Annotated in this window: 18 protein-coding genes; 10 read left to right on the top strand and 8 right to left on the bottom strand. The window is 73.2% G+C overall.

Annotated features, from left to right (window positions below):
- Nucleotides 1-40 precede the first annotated feature (40 nt).
- Nucleotides 41-1,678, top strand: coding sequence for a protein kinase (locus ACFYXA_RS33555; RefSeq protein WP_389040079.1), 1,638 nt, complete (start codon nt 41-43; stop codon nt 1,676-1,678).
- Nucleotides 1,679-1,699: 21 nt separating this feature from the next.
- Here ACFYXA_RS33555 and ACFYXA_RS33550 read toward each other — a convergent pair whose 3' ends face one another.
- Nucleotides 1,700-2,506 carry an SGNH/GDSL hydrolase family protein gene (locus ACFYXA_RS33550; RefSeq protein ID WP_389040076.1) on the bottom strand — a complete coding sequence of 269 codons (807 nt, stop codon included), beginning with the start codon at nt 2,504-2,506 and terminating at the stop codon, nt 1,700-1,702.
- Between the two features lie 541 nt (nt 2,507-3,047).
- Between ACFYXA_RS33550 and ACFYXA_RS33545 the strand changes: the two genes are divergently transcribed.
- From ACFYXA_RS33545 to ACFYXA_RS33525, 5 genes are all read left to right on the top strand, one after another.
- Entirely contained in the window at nt 3,048-3,917 is an 870-nt protein-coding gene (locus ACFYXA_RS33545) for a glycosyltransferase family 2 protein (RefSeq protein WP_389040074.1), read from the top strand.
- Nucleotides 3,914-5,092, top strand: a complete 1,179-nt coding sequence (locus ACFYXA_RS33540) for a glycosyltransferase family 2 protein (protein ID WP_389040071.1) — start codon at nt 3,914-3,916, stop codon at nt 5,090-5,092. Before ACFYXA_RS33545 ends, ACFYXA_RS33540 begins: the two co-directional genes overlap by 4 nt.
- Entirely contained in the window at nt 5,089-5,889 is an 801-nt protein-coding gene (locus ACFYXA_RS33535) for a polysaccharide deacetylase family protein (protein WP_389040068.1), read from the top strand. The genes ACFYXA_RS33540 and ACFYXA_RS33535 overlap by 4 nt, the downstream gene beginning before the upstream one ends.
- Nucleotides 5,890-5,970: 81 nt before the next feature.
- Complete coding sequence (locus ACFYXA_RS33530) at nt 5,971-7,065, top strand: DUF5925 domain-containing protein (RefSeq protein ID WP_351097580.1); 1,095 nt, start codon at nt 5,971-5,973, stop codon at nt 7,063-7,065.
- A gap of 36 nt (nt 7,066-7,101) precedes the next feature.
- Nucleotides 7,102-7,878 (top strand): DUF72 domain-containing protein, encoded by a 777-nt coding sequence (locus ACFYXA_RS33525; protein ID WP_389040063.1) that lies wholly within the window; start codon nt 7,102-7,104, stop codon nt 7,876-7,878.
- Between the two features lie 41 nt (nt 7,879-7,919).
- On the opposite strand, the gene ACFYXA_RS33520 is transcribed toward ACFYXA_RS33525, so the two are convergent.
- Nucleotides 7,920-8,288: a GntR family transcriptional regulator gene (locus ACFYXA_RS33520; RefSeq protein WP_351097584.1), complete on the bottom strand. Its 369-nt coding sequence runs from the start codon at nt 8,286-8,288 to the stop codon at nt 7,920-7,922.
- Between the two features lie 71 nt (nt 8,289-8,359).
- Between ACFYXA_RS33520 and ACFYXA_RS33515 the strand changes: the two genes are divergently transcribed.
- Both ACFYXA_RS33515 and ACFYXA_RS33510 read left to right on the top strand, forming a co-directional pair.
- Nucleotides 8,360-9,289, top strand: coding sequence for a GNAT family N-acetyltransferase (locus tag ACFYXA_RS33515; protein WP_389040059.1), 930 nt, complete (start codon nt 8,360-8,362; stop codon nt 9,287-9,289).
- Entirely contained in the window at nt 9,270-9,782 is a 513-nt protein-coding gene (locus tag ACFYXA_RS33510; RefSeq protein ID WP_389040056.1) for a DUF402 domain-containing protein, read from the top strand. Before ACFYXA_RS33515 ends, ACFYXA_RS33510 begins: the two co-directional genes overlap by 20 nt.
- Before the next feature lie 31 nt (nt 9,783-9,813).
- Here the strand turns inward: ACFYXA_RS33510 and ACFYXA_RS33505 are convergent, their stop codons facing one another.
- On the bottom strand, nt 9,814-10,431 hold the full coding sequence (locus ACFYXA_RS33505) for a class I SAM-dependent methyltransferase (protein WP_352250473.1): 618 nt from the start codon (nt 10,429-10,431) through the stop codon (nt 9,814-9,816).
- A 144-nt stretch (nt 10,432-10,575) separates the two neighbouring features.
- Between ACFYXA_RS33505 and ACFYXA_RS33500 the strand changes: the two genes are divergently transcribed.
- The gene (locus ACFYXA_RS33500) at nt 10,576-10,710 is read left to right on the top strand and encodes a hypothetical protein (RefSeq protein ID WP_130444047.1); all 135 of its coding nucleotides are present in this window, start codon (nt 10,576-10,578) and stop codon (nt 10,708-10,710) included.
- Nucleotides 10,711-10,929: 219 nt separating this feature from the next.
- On the opposite strand, the gene ACFYXA_RS33495 is transcribed toward ACFYXA_RS33500, so the two are convergent.
- On the bottom strand, nt 10,930-11,814 hold the full coding sequence (locus ACFYXA_RS33495; RefSeq protein ID WP_389040051.1) for an esterase/lipase family protein: 885 nt from the start codon (nt 11,812-11,814) through the stop codon (nt 10,930-10,932).
- 170 nt (nt 11,815-11,984) lie between these two features.
- Nucleotides 11,985-12,431 carry a MarR family transcriptional regulator gene (locus ACFYXA_RS33490; protein ID WP_352250478.1) on the bottom strand — a complete coding sequence of 149 codons (447 nt, stop codon included), beginning with the start codon at nt 12,429-12,431 and terminating at the stop codon, nt 11,985-11,987.
- Nucleotides 12,432-12,535: 104 nt separating this feature from the next.
- On the opposite strand from ACFYXA_RS33490, the gene ACFYXA_RS33485 reads away from it, so the two are divergent.
- Nucleotides 12,536-12,910, top strand: a complete 375-nt coding sequence (locus tag ACFYXA_RS33485; RefSeq protein ID WP_389040047.1) for a cupin domain-containing protein — start codon at nt 12,536-12,538, stop codon at nt 12,908-12,910.
- 24 nt (nt 12,911-12,934) lie between these two features.
- Here the strand turns inward: ACFYXA_RS33485 and ACFYXA_RS33480 are convergent, their stop codons facing one another.
- The 3 genes from ACFYXA_RS33480 to ACFYXA_RS33470 all read right to left on the bottom strand — a co-directional run bounded on the left by ACFYXA_RS33480 (nt 12,935) and on the right by ACFYXA_RS33470 (nt 18,737).
- Entirely contained in the window at nt 12,935-13,939 is a 1,005-nt protein-coding gene (locus ACFYXA_RS33480) for a hypothetical protein (RefSeq protein ID WP_389040044.1), read from the bottom strand.
- Nucleotides 13,936-17,463 carry a DNA polymerase III subunit alpha gene (locus ACFYXA_RS33475; protein WP_389040041.1) on the bottom strand — a complete coding sequence of 1,176 codons (3,528 nt, stop codon included), beginning with the start codon at nt 17,461-17,463 and terminating at the stop codon, nt 13,936-13,938. Before ACFYXA_RS33475 ends, ACFYXA_RS33480 begins: the two co-directional genes overlap by 4 nt.
- Nucleotides 17,464-17,654: 191 nt before the next feature.
- Nucleotides 17,655-18,737 carry a S1 family peptidase gene (locus ACFYXA_RS33470; protein ID WP_389040038.1) on the bottom strand — a complete coding sequence of 361 codons (1,083 nt, stop codon included), beginning with the start codon at nt 18,735-18,737 and terminating at the stop codon, nt 17,655-17,657.
- Nucleotides 18,738-18,967 lie beyond the last annotated feature (230 nt).

Genomic DNA, 18,967 nt, shown 5'->3' with positions numbered 1-18,967 from the left:
GAGGTGGTGGAGGTTTCGGCCGTGATGCGAAGGGGGCGCGGTGTCCGAAGAGCCGGGCGGTGAACGGCTGATCGCGGGCCGGTACCGGTTGCTGTCGCCGCTCGGCGAGGGCGGCATGGGCACGGTGTGGCGGGCGCGGGACGAGGTGCTGCACCGCGAGGTCGCGGTCAAGGAGGTGCGCGCGCCCGCGGGGCTCGCCGGCTCCGACGTCGAGCGGATGTACGCCCGGCTGGAGCGCGAGGCCTGGGCCGCGGCCCGGGTCGCGAACCGGAACGTGGTGACGGTGTACGACGTGGCCACGCAGGACGGCCGGCCGTGGATCGTCATGGAGCTGGTGCGGGGCATCTCGCTGGCCGAACTGCTGGACGCCGAGGGGCCGTTGGAGCCCGCGCGGGTCGCGCACATCGGGGCCGAGGTGCTGGCCGCGCTGCGGGCGGCGCACGAGGCGGGAGTGCTGCACCGGGACGTGAAGCCGGCCAACGTGCTGATGTCGAACGACGGCCGGGTGGTGCTCACCGACTTCGGCATCGCCTCGGTCGAGGGCACCTCGGCGATCACGATGACGGGCGAGGTCATCGGCTCCCCCGAGTTCCTCGCGCCGGAGCGCGCGCTGGGGCGTACGCCGGGGCCCGAGTCGGACCTGTGGTCGCTGGGCGTGCTGATGTACGCGGCGGTGGAGGGGAACTCCCCGTTCCGTCAGAACACCCCGCTGAGCACGCTGCGCGCGATCGTCGACGAGGAACTGCCGCCGCCGTACCGGGCGGGCCCGCTCGCCCCGGTGATCGAGGGGCTGTTGCGCAAGGACCCGGGAGAGCGGCTGCCGGCCGCCGACGCCGAGCGGGAGCTGCGGGTCGTCGCCGCGGGCGGCGCGCCCCGGCCGGGCGCCCACCCGACGACGGCCGCCGGGCCGCTCGCGTCGGGGCGCACGGAGCCCTTCACACAGTCGCCGTCGCCGTCGCCCGCGGACGGCTTCCCGCCGTCGCGGCCGACCCCGCCGTGGACGGGCTCCGACACGACCTCGCAGACCGACCCGGAACGCGGCCGGCGTGCCGCCTTCGTGCTCGTCGCGGGGGTCGCGGCGCTGGCGCTGGGGATCGGCGGTCTGACGTACGCGCTGCTGAACAAGGACGGCGACGGCGACGGCACCGGCGGGGACGTCACGGTCAGTCAGTCGCAGGGGGTGTCCCCGACGCCCGAGAAGAGCGCGACGGGGAGCAGCCCGAAGCCCTCGCCGAGCCCCAGTCCGAGCGCGAGCGAGACGGAGAGCGAGAGCTCCCCGAGCGCGCAGCCGGCGCAGTCCGTCACGGTGAACGTGACCGGCGCGCACACGGAGTACACCGGCTCCTGTCCGCCGCCGGACGACTCCGCCCCGGCCTTCACGGCCACGTTCACGGTCGGGCGGCTGCCGGCGACGGTGTCGTACCGCTGGGTGTCGAAGGAGGGCGAACTCTCCGGTCAGACCTGGAAGACGCTCGACTTCCCGTCGGGGGGCGGGAAGTCGAGGCAGGACAAGGTGGTCGTGTCGACGTCCGTGCGGAGCGGGACGCGGCAGAACGCGATCGGCGTGGAGGTGCGCGACCCGGTGGCCGTCACCTCCGACTACGTGCCGTTCTCGGTGACCTGCGAGACGGAGGCCCCGCCCTCCGGGACCTCCCCCTCGCCCTCGTCCACCGAGTAGCGCCGGGCAGTGCCGAACCGGTCAGGCGGCGCTGTCGAGAGCCGGCAGGTAACCGCCCGACTGACCGGACGCGGTCGGGTGGTAGGACTCGCCGATGTCGAGCCAGTTGACGCTGTGCAGCCAGGAGCCGCCGGAGCAGATCTCATGGCCGGCGAACGACGTGCGGACGTCGCCGAAGACGAAGCCGTGGGCGGCGGCGCGCCGGGCGATCGCGGCGTCCAGGTGGTCGGCGGCCTTGTTGATGGCGGCGCGCTTGGTCTCCGACAGGCCGAGGCAGGCGGTGCCGAGCTTGTAGAAGCGGGGGTAACCGAGCACGACGACACGTGCGTTGGGGGCCTTGGAGCGGATGGCCGAGTAGACGCTGTCGAGTTTGCCGGGGAGCGTGGAGTCGACGTACGCCCGCGCGGTGTCGATCCGGGCGACGCAGGTGCTGTCGGAGCTGGTCACACACGTCGTCATGACGTCGGCGAATCCGGCGTCGTTGCCGCCGACGGTGACGGAGACCAGCCCGGTGGAGGCGTTGAGCGGGCCGAGCTGCCCGGCGAGAACATCACCCGTTCGAGCGCCCGAGCAGGCGGTGAAGGCGAACGACGAGGGTGAGTGGGCGGCGTTCCACAGGTACGGGAACGCCTTGCCGCTGCGCTTGCAGGAGCCGCTGGAGCTGACGTAGGAGCCGGCGCCGACGCCGGAGGAGTAGGAGTCGCCGAGCGCCACATAGCCGCCGTCGGGGGCGAGTCGGGACGCGTGCGCCGCGGTGGCCCCGGTGAGGGCGGTGACGGCGGCGAGGAGGAGTGAGCTCGCGAATACGACAAGTCGGGAACGTCTCATGGAACCTCCCTTTAGCAGGATCTCTGCCACAACCGTCGTACCAACTCCGCGTGTTGACGGGAAGTGTCCATGCCAATCCAGTCGGCGGCCCGAGGGGCGGTCAAAGGAACAAAAAGGTGAGTCTCCTCCCAGGTCTTGCCATACAGGCGCAATCGTCAATACCGTCAGACATCTCACCCGCATCGGACCGTCAGCAAGCGGCTCTGGGGCGCGTTCACCACACGCCCCATGGGGAGGGCTCAAGGAACGCGCGGTGGTGTGTCCGGCGCGGGGCGCGGCAGGGGGGTGCCGTGCTCGGTGAGCGCACTTGTCATCGGGCCGTGCCGCGCAGGTCGGTTCGCCGTTCTCCGGAGCCGGCCGGCAATGCCAGCTCACCCGGCGTGCGCGGGGAAGTCCCCCGCCACGGAGCGCCGTGGGGCGGCGGAGAGGTCTTCCGTCCTGCCGTGCGGCCGCGGGTGGGAAACAACCCCCCTTTCGAACCGGACGTGAATCCGGGCCGCCCGGGGGAGGGCGGCCCACCGGACGAGAGGGACCTCAAGTCATGAGTTCCGTTCTGCAGCCGGCGACACCGGGCCAGGATCACAAGGCCCCGCCCGCCGCCGGCATCTACCGGCCCGTCTCCTCTCACCTGGCGATCGCACCGCCGGTGAGCGTGGTCATCCCCGCGATGAACGAGGCCGAGAACCTCCCGTACGTCTTCAAGACGCTGCCCGACTGGGTCCACGAAGTCGTCCTCGTCGACGGCAACTCCACCGACGACACCATCGCCGTCGCCCGCGTTCTGTGGCCCGGCGTCAAGGTCGTGGAGCAGCGGGGCCGGGGCAAGGGCGACGCCCTGATCACCGGGTTCGGGGCGTGCACCGGCGACATCATCGTGATGGTCGACGCGGACGGCTCCGCCGACGGCAACGAGATCGTCTCCTACGTCTGCGCGCTGGTCTCCGGCGCGGACTTCGCCAAGGGCTCCCGCTTCGCCAACGGCGGCGGGACCGACGACATGACCTTCGTGCGCCGGCTCGGCAACCGGGCGTTGTGCGCCGTCGTCAACCGCAAGTTCGGGGCCCGGTACACCGACCTGTGCTACGGCTACAACGCCTTCTGGCGGCACTGCCTGGACCGCATCGACCTCGACTGCACCGGCTTCGAGGTGGAGACCCTGATGAACATCCGGGTCGTCAAGGCGGGACTGAGGGTGCAGGAGATACCCAGCCACGAGTACCTGCGCATCCACGGCGTCAGCAACCTGCGGGCCGTGCGCGACGGGTTGCGGGTGCTGCGGGTGATCCTCCGGGAGCGGTCCAACCGGCGGGCGCTGCGCCGCAGAGGCCGCCACCGGTCGCCGATGCTCGACTCCGTGCTCGACCCGGTGCTCGATCCGGCGCTCGACCCGGTCGCGGGAGAGATCTCTTGAGCGGGCCCGGCATCTCCGTGGTCGTCTGCGCGTACACCGAGGACCGCTGGGACGACATCCTCGCGGCGGTCGCCTCGGTACGCGCGCAGAGCCGGCCGGCGCTGGAGACCGTGCTGGTCGTCGACCACAACCAGGCGCTGACGGACCGCCTGACCGAGGAGTTCGCGAGCGCCGGGTCCCGGGCGGCGGACGGCGAGGTGCGGGTGCTGTCCAACTCCGGCCCGCGCGGCCTGTCGGCCGGCCGCAACACCGGCGTCGCGGCCGCGCGCGGCGACGTCATCGCCTTCCTCGACGACGACGCCGTCGCCGAACGCGACTGGCTGCGCTGGTTCGCCGCCGGCTACGACGATCCGCGCGTGATGGCCGTGGGCGGGCTGACGCTGCCCGTGTGGGCCTCCGGGCGACGGCCCGTCTGGTTCCCCGAGGAGTTCGACTGGGTGGTGGGCTGCTCCTACCGGGGCCTGCCGCCCGGCCGGGTCCGGGTGCGCAACGTCCTCGGCGGCAACGCCTCGTTCCGGCGTACGGCGTTCGACCTGGCGGGCGGCTTCGCGACCGGCATCGGACGCGACGGGGACAGGCGCCCGCTGGGCGGGGAGGAGACGGAGCTGTGCATCCGGCTCAGCCGCGCCCGGCCGGACGCGATCCTGCTGGTCGACGACCGCGCGGTCATCCACCACAAGGTGCCCGAGGCCCGCGAGCGCTTCGCCTACTTCCGTGCCCGCACCTACGCCGAGGGCCTGTCCAAAGCCCTCGTCGCCCGCAGCGTGGGCGCGGCCAAGGGGCTGGAGACGGAACGCCGGTACACCACCCGCGTACTCCCGTCCGGCGTGGCCCGTGGCCTGCGCGACGCCGCCCTCGCCCGCCGAGGCGGCGCCCGCAGAGCAGCAGCCATCATCACCGGCACCCTGACAGCAGCAGCAGGCTACGCAGCAGGCACAACACGCCTAGCCGTGGGCAGCAGCCTAGTTGCGGGCAGTCGTGCCGCAAGCACAACCACACCCCACCCAGCTGGGGGCAGTCGTGCCGCTGGGGCGATGGGGGTCCCCCCGCTCGAGCGAAGCCGAGAGTGGGGGAGGGTGGGCGCAGCGGCACCCGCGCAGCACGCGGAAGGCTCCCGCCCCGCTCGCACCGGCACCGGCACCGGCACCGGCACCGGACAGGAGGCCGCCGGATGACCGCACCCGGGGTACCCATCCTCATGTACCACTCGGTGTCAGCCGACCCCACCGACGCCACCCGCACCCTCTCCGTCTCACCGAAAGCCTTCACCGAGCACCTCACCCTGATCGCTGAGCGAGGCCTCACCCCCATGACCACCGCCGACCTCGCCACCCGCTGGCGCACCGCCCGCCCCCTCCCCCACCGCCCCGTACTCCTCACCTTCGACGACGGCTACGAGGGCGTGCACCGCCACGCCCTCCCCGCCCTGGCGGAACACGGCTTCCCCGCCACCCTGTTCGTGTCCACCGGCTGGCTCCGCGGCGCCCACGACACCGGCGCCGGCCCGGACACCATGCTCGACTGGCCGCAGGTGCGCGAACTGGCCGCCGCAGGCGTAGAGATCGGCGGCCACAGTCACACCCACCCGCAGCTCGACCAGCTCGACGACACCGCACTGCACACGGAACTGACCCGCTGCCGGGACCTCGTCGCCGACGAGCTGGGCGTCCCGCCGGTGTCGTTCGCCTACCCCTACGGCTACTCCAGCCGCCGGGTGCGCACCGCCGTACGGCAGCACGGGTTCGCCCAGGCGCTCGCCGTGGGCAACTCCCTCGCCCGCCGCGCGCAGGGCCCGTACGCCCTGCGCCGGGTGACGGTACGGCGGGACACGGACGCGGAGGAGTTCGTACGGCTCCTCGACGGCCGGGCCGTCGCCCGCGCCTTCGCCCGGGACCGCGCGCTCACCAAGGGCTACGCGATGGTGCGCGCCGCCCGCCGGATGTGCCGCAGGACGGCGGGCGTCCTCGGGTGAGCGGCCGGACGAATCCGACACACCGGCGCGCAGCACGGAAACCGGGTGCACACGGGCCCGGTGTGCCGGATCATGGCGTCCATGTCCGCGCACCCACACGACGCTCTGCCGATCCGGCTCACCGTCGACGACTCCGACTCCCCGTCCGACGTCGTCGACGCGCTGTTCCTCGGCCGCTTCGCGACGGGCGAGCAGCCTTACTCGCACGCGGCGAACATCGACCGCGTGCGCTCCGGCGCGAACCTGATCCCGCCGGACGCGCGCGTGCTGCGCGTGGCCCGCGACGACGACCGCAGCGCGACCCTCGCCGAGGGCGAGGGCTGGACGCTGCTGGTGTCCCGCTGGAACCGGGGCGCCGACGTCACGGTCACCGCGACCAGCCCCGAACTGGCCGCCAGGGTGCTCAGCGAGGCCACGGACGGCGCGGCCGACGAGCCCGAGCCGCAGCCGGAGAACGTGACGATGGGCTTCTGGTACGTGTCGCCGCGGCGCGGCCCGCACCGGACGACGCGTCAGATCTCCGCCGGCACCTGGGAGGAGGTGCGGCACAACTACACCGCCCCGGTGGCGGACGCGATGGACCGTCTGATGACGACGACCCCGCAGGACATCGCCGGCCGTCTGCTGCTCCTGCACGGACCGCCCGGCACCGGCAAGACCTCCGCGCTGCGCACCCTGGCCCGTTCCTGGCGGGACTGGTGCCAGGTGGACTGCGTGCTCGACCCGGAGCGGCTGTTCTCCGACGTCGGCTATCTGATGGACATCGCGATCGGCGAGGAGGACGGCCCCGGCAAGGGCCGCTGGCGGCTGCTCCTGCTGGAGGACTGCGACGAACTGATCCGCGGCGAGGCCAAGCACACCGCCGGCCAGGCGCTGTCCCGGCTGCTGAACCTGACCGACGGTCTGCTGGGCCAGGGGCGCAACGTCCTGGTCGGCGTCACCACCAACGAGGACCTGGAGCGTCTGCACCCGGCCGTCGTCCGCCCCGGCCGCTGCCTGGCCCGGATCGAGGTCGGTCCGCTGACCCGCCCGGAGGCGGTGGCGTGGCTGGGCTCCGAGGAGGGCGTCGGCCGTGAGGGCGCGACCCTGGCGGAGCTGTACGCGCTGCGCCGGGGCACGTCCCCGACGTCGCTTCCGGAGCCGCGCGGCGGGGCGGACGCGGGGCTGTACCTGTGAGTGCTGTGACCGGCCCCGTGATGCTTTGATGGGGTTATGACCCTGTTCGTCGGCACGTCGGGCTGGCAGTACAAGGACTGGCGGGGCGTCCTGTACCCGCCCGACGTGCCCGTGCGGCTCTGGCTGGAGGAGTACGCGGCGCGGTTCGCCACCGTGGAGATCAACAACGCGTTCTACCGGCTGCCGTCACGGGAGACCTTCACGTCCTGGGCCGAGCGCGTCCCGCCGGACTTCACCGTCGCGGTCAAGGCCAGCCGGTATCTCACCCACGTCAAGCGGCTGAAGGACCCCGAGGAGCCGGTGCACCGGCTGATGAGCCACGCGGCCGGGCTGGGGGCGCGCCTCGGCCCGGTGCTGCTCCAGCTCCCGCCGACTCTGCGCTGCGACCCGGGACTGCTGGACGCCTGCCTGGCCTGCTTCCCGTCCGGGACGCGCGTGGCGGTCGAGCCCCGGCACGACTCCTGGTGGACGCCGGCGGTCCGCGACGTCCTCCGCTCCCGGGGCGCGGCGCTGTGCTGGGCCGACGTCCTCGCCCGCCCCGTCGCCCCGCTGTGGCGGACGGCGGACTGGGGGTACGTGCGCTTCCACCAGGGCCGGGCCCGCCCCTGGCCGCGGTACGGCCGCCGGTGCCTGGAGACGTGGCTCGACCGCATCGCGACGACCTGGCCGGCCGACGCTGAGGTGTACGCCTACTTCAACAACGATCCGGGCGGTGCGGCGGTGCGCGACGCGGTCACCTTCGTGAGGGCGGCGGAGCGGGCGGGCCTGCGGCCGACCCGGGTCCCCGCCCGGGGGTCCCTCGCCGGGCGCTGAGCGCGCCGCATCGCCGGCGCGTCACGGGTGTTCGCGTCCGCTCACTCCCCGTGGGCCGCCCGCAGGGCGTCGCGCACCGCCGCCACCGCGTCGTCCTGTGCGACCCCCAGCCGGCGTGCCCGCTCGGCGTACGCCTGCGCGGCGGCGGCCAGTTCACGCGCCGCCGCCGAGTCCGCGGCGGCGACGAACGTGCCGTTGCGGCCCCGGGTCTCGATCACCCCGTCCGCCTCCAGGGCCCGGTACGCCTTGGCGACGGTGTTCGCCGCCAGCCCCAGCGACTCGGCGAGCCCCCGCACGGTCGGCAGCCGGTGGCCGACCGGCAGCGCACCGGACCGCGCCTGCTCGGCGATCTGCGCCCGCACCTGCTCATAGGGAGCGGCGCCCTCAACGATGTGGATCTTCAAGGTCACGGGGCCGATTCTCCCGTACCGGCGGGAAAATGGGAGGCATGCCCGAGCGGCGTCCGCATAGCGTGCGGCCCATGACCGTCATCGTGCGTGATCTGCGTCCCGAGGGGCCCGGGGAGGTCGAGGCCTTCGTCCGGGTGCGGCGGCTCGCCCTCCCGTTCATGGTGTCCACCGCCCGCTCAGTGGTCCACGACCTCGCCCACGCCCGTCCCGAGGCCCGGTACCGGCAGCTCGTCGCGGAGGAGGACGGCGAGATCGTCGGCACCGCGCAGGTCGGCGTCGCCCATGAGAGCCCGCGGCCCGGTCTGGGCTTCGCCAACGTGTACGTGCACCCGGAGCGGACCTGCCGGGGCGCCGGCTCGCTGCTCGTCCGCGCCGCCGAGGAGCACCTCGCCGCGCACGGCACGACCAGCGTGTACTCCTGGGTCCTGGAGGGTCCGGGCAACCTCGCCTTCGCCGAGCGGCACGGCTACCGGGCGAGCCGCTCCGCGCACTTCCTCCGCCTCGATCTGGCGGACGGGACGCTGCCGCCGCTCCAGGCTCCCCCGCCCGGCGTCGAACTGCGCACCGCCGCCGACTTCGCCGACGACCCCCGCCCGCTGTTCGCACTGGACGCGGAGACGACCGCCGACGAACCGAGCGACGTCGGCGCCGAGTTCACCGACTACGAGGCCTGGCTGGAGGAGACCTGGCGGCATCCGCTGCTCGACGCCGAGCTGACCACGGTCGCCGTGGTCGACGGCCGCCCCGCCGCGTTCACGGCGGCTCACACCGACGGCGCGACCCGCTACGCCTCCGGCATGACCGGCACCGCCCGCGCCTTCCGCGGCCGGGGCCTGGCCAAGCTGGCGAAGAACGCCTCGCTGCACCGCGCCCGCGCGGCGGGCTACCGGGAGGCGTTCACCGGTAACGACACCGGCAACGGGCCGATGCTCGCGATCAACAAGTGGTTCGGCTACGAGATCTGTGCGACGGAGGTGCGCCATGTCCGCGAACTCGGATGACGGCTCGGTCCTGGCGGACGCCGTGGAGGTCGTCCTCGTCAAGGCCGGACGGACGAAGATCCGCTACCCGGCCGAGCTGCTGTCCGACGACGGCGCCCGGATCGCCGTGCGCGCCTCCTGGGCGGGCGAGGGCGTACGCGACTTCGGCTTCGTACGCTTCGAGCCGGGTGACGTCTTCACCGAGTACTACTGGCGCGACCGCTGGTACTCCGTGAAGGAGGTCCGCGCCGCGTCCGGCGCCCTCAAGGGCTGGTACTGCGACATCACCCGCCCGGCGAGGCTCAGCGGAGCGGAACTGGTCGTCGAGGACCTCGACCTGGACCTGTGGCGCTCCGCCGACGGCACCGACGTACGGCGGCTGGACGAGGACGAGTTCGCGGAGAGCGGCCTGGCCGACCGCGACCCCGAGGCGGCGGCACAGGCACTGAGGGCGCTGGACACTCTGGAGACCCTCGCCACGACCGGGAACGGCCTCGAACGGCTGCTCGCCTGACTCTCCAGTGCGTCCGCCGGATCGACCGCCGTCAGGCCACCGAGGCGACCACCGCGTACCGCTCGTCCTCCACGGCTCTCCCCCACAGCTCCGCGTCCCCGGACAGGCGCTCCACGCGGGCGTGGGCGGTGAGCGGGGTGAGCAGGCCGGTGAGCCGGTCCGCCGGTATGCCGACCGGGGTCACCGTCCCCCACACCCCCTCGACCAGCACGAGCCGGCCTCCGGGCCGCAGCAGGTCACGCCAGTGCCGCAGGGCGCGCGCGGGATCGGGCAGCGCCCACAGCACGTGCCGTACGAGGACGACGTCGAAGCGCCGCTCCCCGACGGGCGGCGCCGCCGCGTCGCCGAGGAGGAACACGGCGTCACGGCCGGCGAGTTTCTCGCGCGCCCGGCCGAGCATGGCCGGGGAGAGGTCGACGCCGGTCACGCGGTGGCCCCGCTCGGCCGCGAGGAGCGACAGGCTGCCGGTGCCGCAGCCGAGGTCGAGCAGATCACCGGGGCGCTCCGGCAGCCAGTCCAGCAGCCTGCGGGCCCAGGCGGCCCGGACGGCGGGGTCGCGCAGCCCGTGGTCCGGCTCGTCGTCGAAGCCGGCCGCCTCCGCGTCCCAGTCGACACGCTCCGCAGCGTTCACATCACTCTGGTCGGTCATGCGCCAAGAGTGACACCCGCCACTGACAATCCCCTCGTGGTGTGACAGCCGCCACTGACAGAACAGGCGTCGATGAGGAACTCTCGCGAAAAGGGTCTACCTCCGTGAGATCGCGGAAACACGGTAGCTCTGAAGGAGGCAGCCATGCGCCGTACGACCGTGCAGAAGCCCCTGAAGAAGACGGACTCCCGCCGGCTCCGCGAAGAGGTGGACGAACGCCCCGCCGGGCGCCCCGAGGTGCGCAAGGACATCGCCCGCACCTGGTGGCCGGACGGCTGACCGCGCCCGCGTCACCGTCGACCGATCTCTCACGCCCTTCCTTCCCGCCGGTCGCCTCCTGCCTGAGCCCAGGCTCAGGGGTTCCTTAAGGCGGTCCTAAAGATCGCCGGAACCGTTCGCCTGCGGGCGCATCCGCGGTTTCTTGGTACTCGGCACGTTTCCCCATCCGGGTCCTGACCGGCGGCTCAGGCCGGTCAGGTCCCGGCGGGGCGGCCCGTGTCAGCTCAGGACGGACGCGCAGGTCGAGGGCGTGGCGTGGGCGGGGTCGAGCGCGTTGGCCACCTCGTGGAAGGCGATCCGGTCGGTCAGCCCGAGCAGCGCGTGCTCGGACAGGTCGAGCGCGCAGCGGTCCTGGATGAGGACGTTGTCGACGTTCGCGCCGCTCAGGAACTGGGTCCGGTAGGGCGTGACGACCTCGTCGTACCGGGTGGCGATGACGGTGTAGCGGACGCCGGGGACGGTGTCGCCGCCGGCGTTGAGCTTCGCCATGAACTCGGAGCCGGCGATCTGCTGGGCGAGGGCGGGGGTGGCGGCGGTGAGGAGGTCCTCGGCGCCGGGGAAGTACGGCAGCAGGTGGGTGAGCCCGGCCAGGGTGGTGCCGTGGTTGTTGGGTGCGATGCCGACGAGGGCGTTCACCTTGGCGGCCCCGCCGAGGAACTTGAGGTAGTAGCGGGGCATCATGCCGCCCTGGGAGTGGCCGACGATGTCGGCCTCGGCGGCGCCGGTCGCGGCGAGCACCCGGTCGACGTAGGCGGAGAGCTGCCCGGCGGACTCGTCGATGGGGCCGAGGGCGTGGAAGAAGGGGACGCCGGGCAGTTGGCCGTAGTCGAGGGAGAAGACGCAGTAGCCCCGGTGCGTGAGGTACGGCGCGAGGGAGAGCCAGTTGTCGACGGAGTTGGCGAAGGTTCCGTGGACCAGGACGACGGGGCGGGGGTGGGCTGCGGAGGGCCGGCAGTCGTAGTCGTTCCAGCCGCCCTGCGACGACGCGGAGGTCGCGGCGGACGACGACTCGGCCGAGGCGGGGGCGGTGGCGGTGGCGCTGAGGGCCGCGGTGGCCAGCAGCAGGGCGGCCAGGGGTCTGGCCAGGCGCTTCCAGGGCAGCATCGCGTGATCTCCTTGCGGCTCAAGGGGGATTCGACGGCCTTACGCCTGTGATCCGGATCACGAGGATGCTGTTCACTTGTCAAGTTACGGGCGAGTAGATGAAGTGAGAAGTTACGGATCGGTAAAAACTTCCGACAACAGTCGACGCATGTGCTACCCCTGACGTCCCGTCACCAGGCAGGCCTGACCGGACCGTAGGGCGCGATACGCCCCAAACCGTCCCGCAACACGCTCATTTCACCCTCCCCGAGCACATCGCCCCACCCCCGCACCACCTCCACCGCGACCTCCTCGGCCACCCTGGTGCACGCCCAGCCCCGCTCGGTCAGGACGACCAGCCGGGCGCGCGCGTCAGCGGGGTGCGGCCCCCGCTCGACGTACCCCTTGCGCACCAGCTCGTCGACGAGCTGACTCGCCGCCTGCTTGGTGACGCCCAGATGCACGGCCAACTCGGTGACCGTCGCACCGTCCGGGGCGAGCCGGGCGAAGGCGAAGCCATGAGCGGGCCGCACGTCGGAGAACCCGCGCGCCCGCACCCCCTCGTCGATGCGTCGCGTGAGGTCGCCGGCGGCGGCGAGCAGGGCGGCGGTCAGGGCGAGGGCATCGGAGTTCTGCACCTCCGCATTGAAACACCCTTGACGATTTGGTCAACCTGCTTGACCATGAGTCCCGACAAGTAGTCAAGCAGCTTGACCATTCACTGCCGAGTCAGGAGCCGTCCATGCCTGTCGTCCGTTCCGCCGACGCCGTCACCCACGAGATCCACGGCGCCCGCTTCGTCTCGTACGCCACCCCGCTCACCGGCAGCAGGGAACTCGCCGCCTGGCGCGGGGAGATCCCGCCGGGCACGAAGGCGCCGGCGCACACCGTCAGCCGGGAGGAGGTCTTCCATCTGCTCGTCGGAGAACTGGACGTCACGCTCGACGGGCGCACCGCGCGGATCACGGCGGGTGACACGCTGATCGTCAACGCCGGCTCCACCCTGAAGGTGGAGAACCCGACCGGTCACACCGCCCTCACCTGGGTCACCACCAGTCTCGGACTGGAGGCGGTGCTGGCCGACGGCAGCCGGATCGTGCCTCCGTGGGCCAACTGAGCCGTCCAGTGGGCGGAGTCGTGTTCAGGCCGCCAGGCCGCCGGGCATCACCGCTCGCGGGCCGAACTTCGCCCGCGCGCGGTCGGCCACCTCCTCGATACGGCGGGCCTTCTCGTCGGCGGGGTCGAAGGTGAGCTGGTGGGAGGCCCGGTCGGCGGGGCCGAGGCCCTCGGCGCGCAGGGCGATCGCGCGGACCCGGGCGCGCTGCAGACCGAGCGCCTCGTACAGGGAGTACGCCGTCCGCGTCAGGTCCGCCGAGTGCGCGGTCGGCTCCCCGAGGGTGCGGCCGCGGGTGGTGGAGACGGGGGTCCCCCCGCTCGAGCCTGTTCGAGAGTGGGGGAGGTCGGCGTAGCGGACGGTGAGGGTCAGGGTGCGGCAGACCTTCTCCACGGCGCGCAGCCGGGCGCCCAGTTCCTCGCCGGCCGACAGAAGCGCCCTGCGATGCCGGACCGGGTCCAACTCGTCGCGTGGGAAGCGCCGTTCGGCGGCCAGTGATCGGGAGACCGCGTTCGGGACGACCCGGCCGCGGTCGACCCCGTTCGCCTTCTCGTGCAGTTCCCGGCCGGCCTTCGCGCCGACCAGGCGCTGGAGCGTGGACAGGGGCGCGGCGGCGACCCGGCCGAGGGTGTCGAGGCCGTACTCGCACAGGGTGCGGGCGGTGGCGGCGCCGACGCCGGGCAGGGCGGCGACGGGTTTCCCGGCGAGGAAGTCACGGGCCTCGTCCGCGGAGACCGCACAGGTCACCCCGGGCCGTGCGGCTCGCTGCGCCACACGGGCCAGCATCGGGCCCGGTCCGGCGCCGATCACGCAGTCGACGCCGTGCAGCGCGAGGGCGCGGACCCGGATCACCGGGGCCAGTTCGACCGCGCCGCGCCCGAAGTAGCGCTCGGCGCCCCGCAGATCGGCCAGCGCCCCGTCCGGCGGCAGCGCCTCGACGACGGGCGTGAACTCCTCCAGCAAGCCGAGCAGTTCGGGAAACGCCGTCTCGTGCGCCGACGGCAGCTGGAAACGTACGCAGAGGATGGTCATCCCGCACTCCCCGGACTCTGGTGCCACAACTTCCTTCCCACCGCGGGCCCTTCGCCCGCGGGGCGCAGATCCGCCCAGGGGTGCATCTCGTACCCCGTGGGCAGGCGGATGCGCCGTCGCTCCATCGCGTCCTGGGCCGCGGAACCGGCCGGCGCGGGCAGCCCGTCCGAACCGGCGAGCCGCCTGCGCGCCGGACCGTCGGCACCGGCTTCGGCGTCGGCGTCGGGCGCGGGGCCGGGAGGTTCCGCGAGCCGGGACGCGACCCCTTCGAGTCCCTCCTCGCGCCGCACCTCCAGCAGTTCGGCCAGGTTCCAGGCGGCGGCGCCCACCACGCTCAGGCTGCGCGGGCCGCGCCGCTGCACCGTCCCGCGCACCAGCAGCAGCCAGGAGTGGAAGACGGTGTGGGCGCAGACGTCGTGGGAGTCGTCGAAGAAGGCGAGGTCGACCAGGCCGGTGCCGTCGTCCAGGGTGCTGAAGATGACCCGTTTGCCGGAGCGGATCGGCGGGGTCTGGGTGGCCGCCTTGGCGCCCGCCACCAGCACCGTCTCCCCGTGCCGCGCCTCGCGCAGCCGTCGCGCCGACACCACGCCCAGTTCGCGCAGGAACTCCCGGTGGTCGTCCATCAGATGGCGTGAGGCGTCCATGGACAGCACGCCCAGTTCGGCGCTGAGCCGCTCCGCCGAGGTGAGGTCGGGCAGCCCGGCCGGAGCGGTCTTCCGCCCGCCCGCCAGCGGGAGTTGGCCGCCACCGCCCCGGGAGCCCCGGTGCAGCTCGGCCAGGTGCAGTTGCAGATCACGGCGGTTGCCCCCGAAGTCGTCCAACGCACCTACCTGAGCCAGGCGTTGGGCGAGGGGACGGCTCGGGTGCGCCCGCTCCCAGAAGTCGAGCAGCGAGGCGTAGGGCTGCCCGTCCGCGATCCGCCGCGCCTCGGCCTCGCTGATGCCGTGCACGTCGGAGAGGGCGAGCCGAAGCCCCCACACGCCGGAAGGCCCGGCCGACCCGGAGTCGGACACCAGTTCGATGCGATGTCCGACCCCCGACCGGTTCACGTCCAACGGCAGGACCGGCACCCCCCGCCGCCGGGCGTCCGCCAGCAGCAGCCGCTTGGGGTACATCCCGGGGTCGTGGGTGAGCAGCCCCGCGTAGAAGGCGGCCGGGTGGTGCGCCTTCAGCCAGGCCGACTGGTACGTCGGCACGGCGAAGGCGACCGCGTGCGCCTTGCAGAAGCCGTACGAGCCGAAGGCCTCGACGATCTCCCAGGTGCGCTGAATCGTTTCCGCGTCGTAGCCCTTCGCCGCCGCCCGCTGGGCGAACCACACCTTGATCCGCCCCTGCGACTCCGGTTCGGACAGCCCGCGCCGCACCCGGTCCGCCTCGCCGCGCCCGCAGCCGGTCATGACGGCGACGATGTCGATGACCTGCTCGTGGAAGACGACGACCCCGTAGGTGCCCTTCAGCGCCTCCTCCAGGTCCGGGTGCGGGTAGCGCACGGGGGCGCGCCCGTGCCGGGCCTCGATGAACGGCCGCACCATGTCGGCGGCGACCGGGCCGGGACGGAACAGGGAGATGTCGACGACCAGGTCGTGGAAGGTCGCGGGCTGGAGCCGCCCGACCAGGTCCCGCTGCCCCGGCGACTCGATCTGGAAGCAGCCGAGCGTCTCGGTGGACCGGATGAGCCGGTACGTCTCCGGGTCCCCCTCCGGGAGCGCGTCCAGGTCGATCCGCTCCCCCGTCGCCCGCGCCACCTCGGCGACCGCGTGCGCCATCGCCGACTGCATCCGCACGCCGAGCACGTCCAGCTTGAGCAGCCCGAGGTCCTCGACGTCCTCCTTGTCGAACTGGGACATGGGGAACCCCTCGCCGCTGGTCGGCACGACCGGCGTGCGGGAGAGCAGGGAGGCGTCGGAGAGGAGCACGCCGCAGGGGTGCATGGCGACGCCGCGCGGGAGGGCGTCGAGGGACTCGACCAGTTCCCACAGCTTCCCGTACCTCTCCCGTTCCCCGGCGAGCGCCCTGAGTTCGGGCAGTTCCTCCAGCGCCGCGCGGGCGTCGCGCGCGCGGATGTGCGGGAAGGACTTGGCGACGCGGTCGATGTCGGCGGGGTCCATGGACAGGGCGGCGCCGACGTCCCGGATCGCGTGCCGGACCCGGTACGTCTCCGGCATCGAGACGGTCGCGACGCGCTCGGCGCCGAACCGGCCGATGATCGCGCGGTAGACCTCCAGCCGGCGCGCGGACTCCACGTCGACGTCGATGTCGGGCAGCACGACCCGTTCCCTGGACAGGAACCGCTCCATCAGCAGCCCGTGCTCGATCGGGTCGGCGTGCGCGATGCCGAGGAGGTGGTTGACGAGCGAGCCCGCGCCGGATCCGCGCGCGGCGACCCGGATGCCCATCCGCCGTACGTCGTCCACGACTTGGGCGACGGTGAGGAAGTAGGAGGCGAAGCCGTGGTGGGCGATGACGTCGAGTTCGTGGTGCATCCGCTCCCAGTAGTCGCGCCGTCCGTCGTAGCCGCGCAGCAGCATCCCCGCCGCCGCCCGGGAGGCCAGGGTCCGCTGGGCGGTGCGGCGGCCGGCGCCGACGAGGTGCGGCTCGGGGAAGTGGACGGTCCCGATGCCGAGATCGTCCTCGGGGTCGACCAGGCACTCGGCGGCCGTGGCCCGGGTCTGCTCCAGCAGACGGTGGGCGGTGTCGCGGCGGAAGCCGGCGGCCTCCACGATCCGCTCGGCGGCGCGCAGCATGGCGTCCGGCCCCTTGAGCCAGGCCTCCCCCGAGTCCAGTTCCCCGGTCGGGTCGATGGGCACCAGGCGGCGGGCGGCGTCCAGGACGTCGGCGACCGGGCCCTGGCCGGGGTCGGCGTAGCGGACGGCGTTGCTGAGCACCGGGCGGATCCGCTGTTCGGCGGCGAAGCCGACGGTGCGGGCGGCCAGGCGCAGCGAGCCGGGTCCGGTGCCGGTGCGGCCGTGCCAGACGACTTCCAGGCGCAGGGCGTCGCCGTGGACCTCCCGCCAGAGGGCGAGGAGCCTGGCCGCGCGGTCGGGGCGGCCGGCGGCGAGGGCGCGGCCGACGTCGGAGGCGGGGCCGAGCAGGACGGTCAGGCCGTCTCCCCGGTTGTCCGCCCAGGGCAGCAGCGGGGTGCCCTCGCTCCCGTGCGCCGCCGTGACGATCCGGCACAGGTCGGCCCAGCCGCGGGCGCCGTCGCGGGCGAGGAAGGTGACGCGGGGGGCCGACTCGTCGAGGAAGGCGCCGCCGCGCACGGGGGTGCGCCGCCTCTCCCGTCGTACGTCGCTCTCGTGGCGGGCCGGCGCGGCCACCGCGAGGTCCGCCCCGAACAGCGGGCGCACCCCGGCCCGGGCGCAGGCCTTGGCGAAGCGGACCGCGCCGGCGACGGTGTCGCGGTCGGTGAGGGCGAGGGCGTCCATGCCCCGCTCACCGGCGCGCTCGGCCAGCCGCTCCGGGTGCGAGGCCCCGTATCGCAGGGAGAACCCGGAGGCGGTGTGCAGATGCGTGAAGCCTGGCACACGCACCTCCCGCGATCCCGCTCTCGAACATCAGTTCCCTAATCCCTCACCCCCACCATAGACCAATTCCCGAACATCTGTACGACGACCGTTCGAGCATCTCCCACCTGCGGAAACACACCGAAACAGCCGCAAACACACCGAGGTCCCGCCCCCGGGTACGGGGCGGGACCTCGGTGGCGCCGGGAGGGTCAGCCGATCTGTGCGCCCGTCGCCGAGAGCGCCTCCGTCACCGGCTGGAAGAACGTCTCCCCGCCGGCGGCGCAGTCGCCGCTGCCGCCGGAGGTGAGCCCTATCGCGCTGCTCCCCGAGAAGAGGGAGCCGCCGCTGTCGCCGGGCTCGGCGCAGACGTCGGTCTGGATGAGGCCGCTGACGACGTCGCCGTTGCCGTAGTTCACGGTGGCGTCCAGGCCGGTGACCGTGCCGGAGTGCACCTGGGTGGTCGAGCCGCTGCGGGTGACCTGCATGCCCACGGTGGCCGCGGCGGCGCCGGTGATCTTCTGCGTGGAGCCGTCGTAGAGGTTCACCTCGCTCGGGTGGGCGACATCGGCGGTGTACTTGACCAGGCCGAAGTCGTCGCCGGGGAAGCTGGAGGTCTCGTTGGCGCCGATCCGCTTGCCGGAGGAGTCCGACCAGGTGGTGATGGACTCGGTGCAGTGGCCCGCGGTCAGGAAGTAGGGCTCGCCGCCCTTGACCACGTTGAACCCGAGCGAGCAGCGACTGCCGCCGCCGGTGATGGTGTCGCCGCCCGCGATGAAGGGCTTGTACTCCCCCTTGGTGCGCTGGAGCTCCACCGTGGCGCCGAGGCTCTCGGCGACCTTGGTGAGCTTGGCCCACTCGGCGCCGGAGACCGTGCGGTCGGCGGTGACGACGACCTTGTTGGCGGTGGGGTCGGTGACCCAGGCGGTGCCGGGGACGGCCGCGTCCCTCGCGAGGGTCGCCCGGGCGCTGCGGAGCTCGGCGAGGGAGTTCTCCACCAGTCTCGCCCTGGCCCCTGCCGCCTCGACGGCGTCCGCGGCACTCTCGTCGAGCACGTTCACCACGAGGCTCTTGGTTTCGGCGTCGTAGTAGGTGCCCGCCGCGTCGGCGCCGAGGTCCTGGCCCAGGGCCGAGGCGAGCTTCCCGGCGGCCAGGGCCGTCAGGAGGCGGGGCTGCGGAGCCTGCGGGGTCTCACTCGCGTTCGCGGTCTGGAAGGTGACGCCCGCGGCGACGAGCGCGGCGACGCCCGCTCCCGCCATGACGGCCCGTCGCCTGGCTATGCGTCGGTGCTTCAACTCACGTCCTCCTGTGGGGGGTTCGGCGCGCGGCGGCAGGCCGCCGCGGGCCGGAAGGTGGGGTGACGGCCGCCCACTCTTCCGAACCGCACAGGGGGCACACAAGGTCGACCGGCGGACGCGCACACGGTGAGCACAGCGCGCCCTCGACGCCTTCACTCCCCGGTCACAAAAGGCCGAGCCCCCGCACGCGTTCGCGTACGGGGGCTCACCTGCCGCCTGTGTCCGTG

The organism is Streptomyces sp. NPDC002566, assembly GCF_042889585.1.
GTDB lineage: Bacteria > Actinomycetota > Actinomycetes > Streptomycetales > Streptomycetaceae > Streptomyces.
The sequence above is the reverse complement of the archived record's forward strand: the minus strand, read 5'-3'. Positions and strand labels throughout refer to the sequence as shown.

Coding starts and splice junctions, on each gene's coding strand:
- ACFYXA_RS33485 (WP_389040047.1), top strand. CDS start 12,536: ATGCCTGTCGTCCGTTCCGCCGACGCCGTCACCCACGAGATCCACGGC.
- ACFYXA_RS33515 (WP_389040059.1), top strand. CDS start 8,360: ATGACCGTCATCGTGCGTGATCTGCGTCCCGAGGGGCCCGGGGAGGTC.
- ACFYXA_RS33545 (WP_389040074.1), top strand. CDS start 3,048: ATGAGTTCCGTTCTGCAGCCGGCGACACCGGGCCAGGATCACAAGGCC.
- ACFYXA_RS33510 (WP_389040056.1), top strand. CDS start 9,270: ATGTCCGCGAACTCGGATGACGGCTCGGTCCTGGCGGACGCCGTGGAG.
- ACFYXA_RS33500 (WP_130444047.1), top strand. CDS start 10,576: ATGCGCCGTACGACCGTGCAGAAGCCCCTGAAGAAGACGGACTCCCGC.
- ACFYXA_RS33525 (WP_389040063.1), top strand. CDS start 7,102: ATGACCCTGTTCGTCGGCACGTCGGGCTGGCAGTACAAGGACTGGCGG.
- ACFYXA_RS33480 (WP_389040044.1), bottom strand. CDS start 13,939: ATGACCATCCTCTGCGTACGTTTCCAGCTGCCGTCGGCGCACGAGACG.
- ACFYXA_RS33495 (WP_389040051.1), bottom strand. CDS start 11,814: ATGCTGCCCTGGAAGCGCCTGGCCAGACCCCTGGCCGCCCTGCTGCTG.
- ACFYXA_RS33505 (WP_352250473.1), bottom strand. CDS start 10,431: ATGACCGACCAGAGTGATGTGAACGCTGCGGAGCGTGTCGACTGGGAC.
- ACFYXA_RS33530 (WP_351097580.1), top strand. CDS start 5,971: ATGTCCGCGCACCCACACGACGCTCTGCCGATCCGGCTCACCGTCGAC.
- ACFYXA_RS33550 (WP_389040076.1), bottom strand. CDS start 2,506: ATGAGACGTTCCCGACTTGTCGTATTCGCGAGCTCACTCCTCCTCGCC.
- ACFYXA_RS33535 (WP_389040068.1), top strand. CDS start 5,089: ATGACCGCACCCGGGGTACCCATCCTCATGTACCACTCGGTGTCAGCC.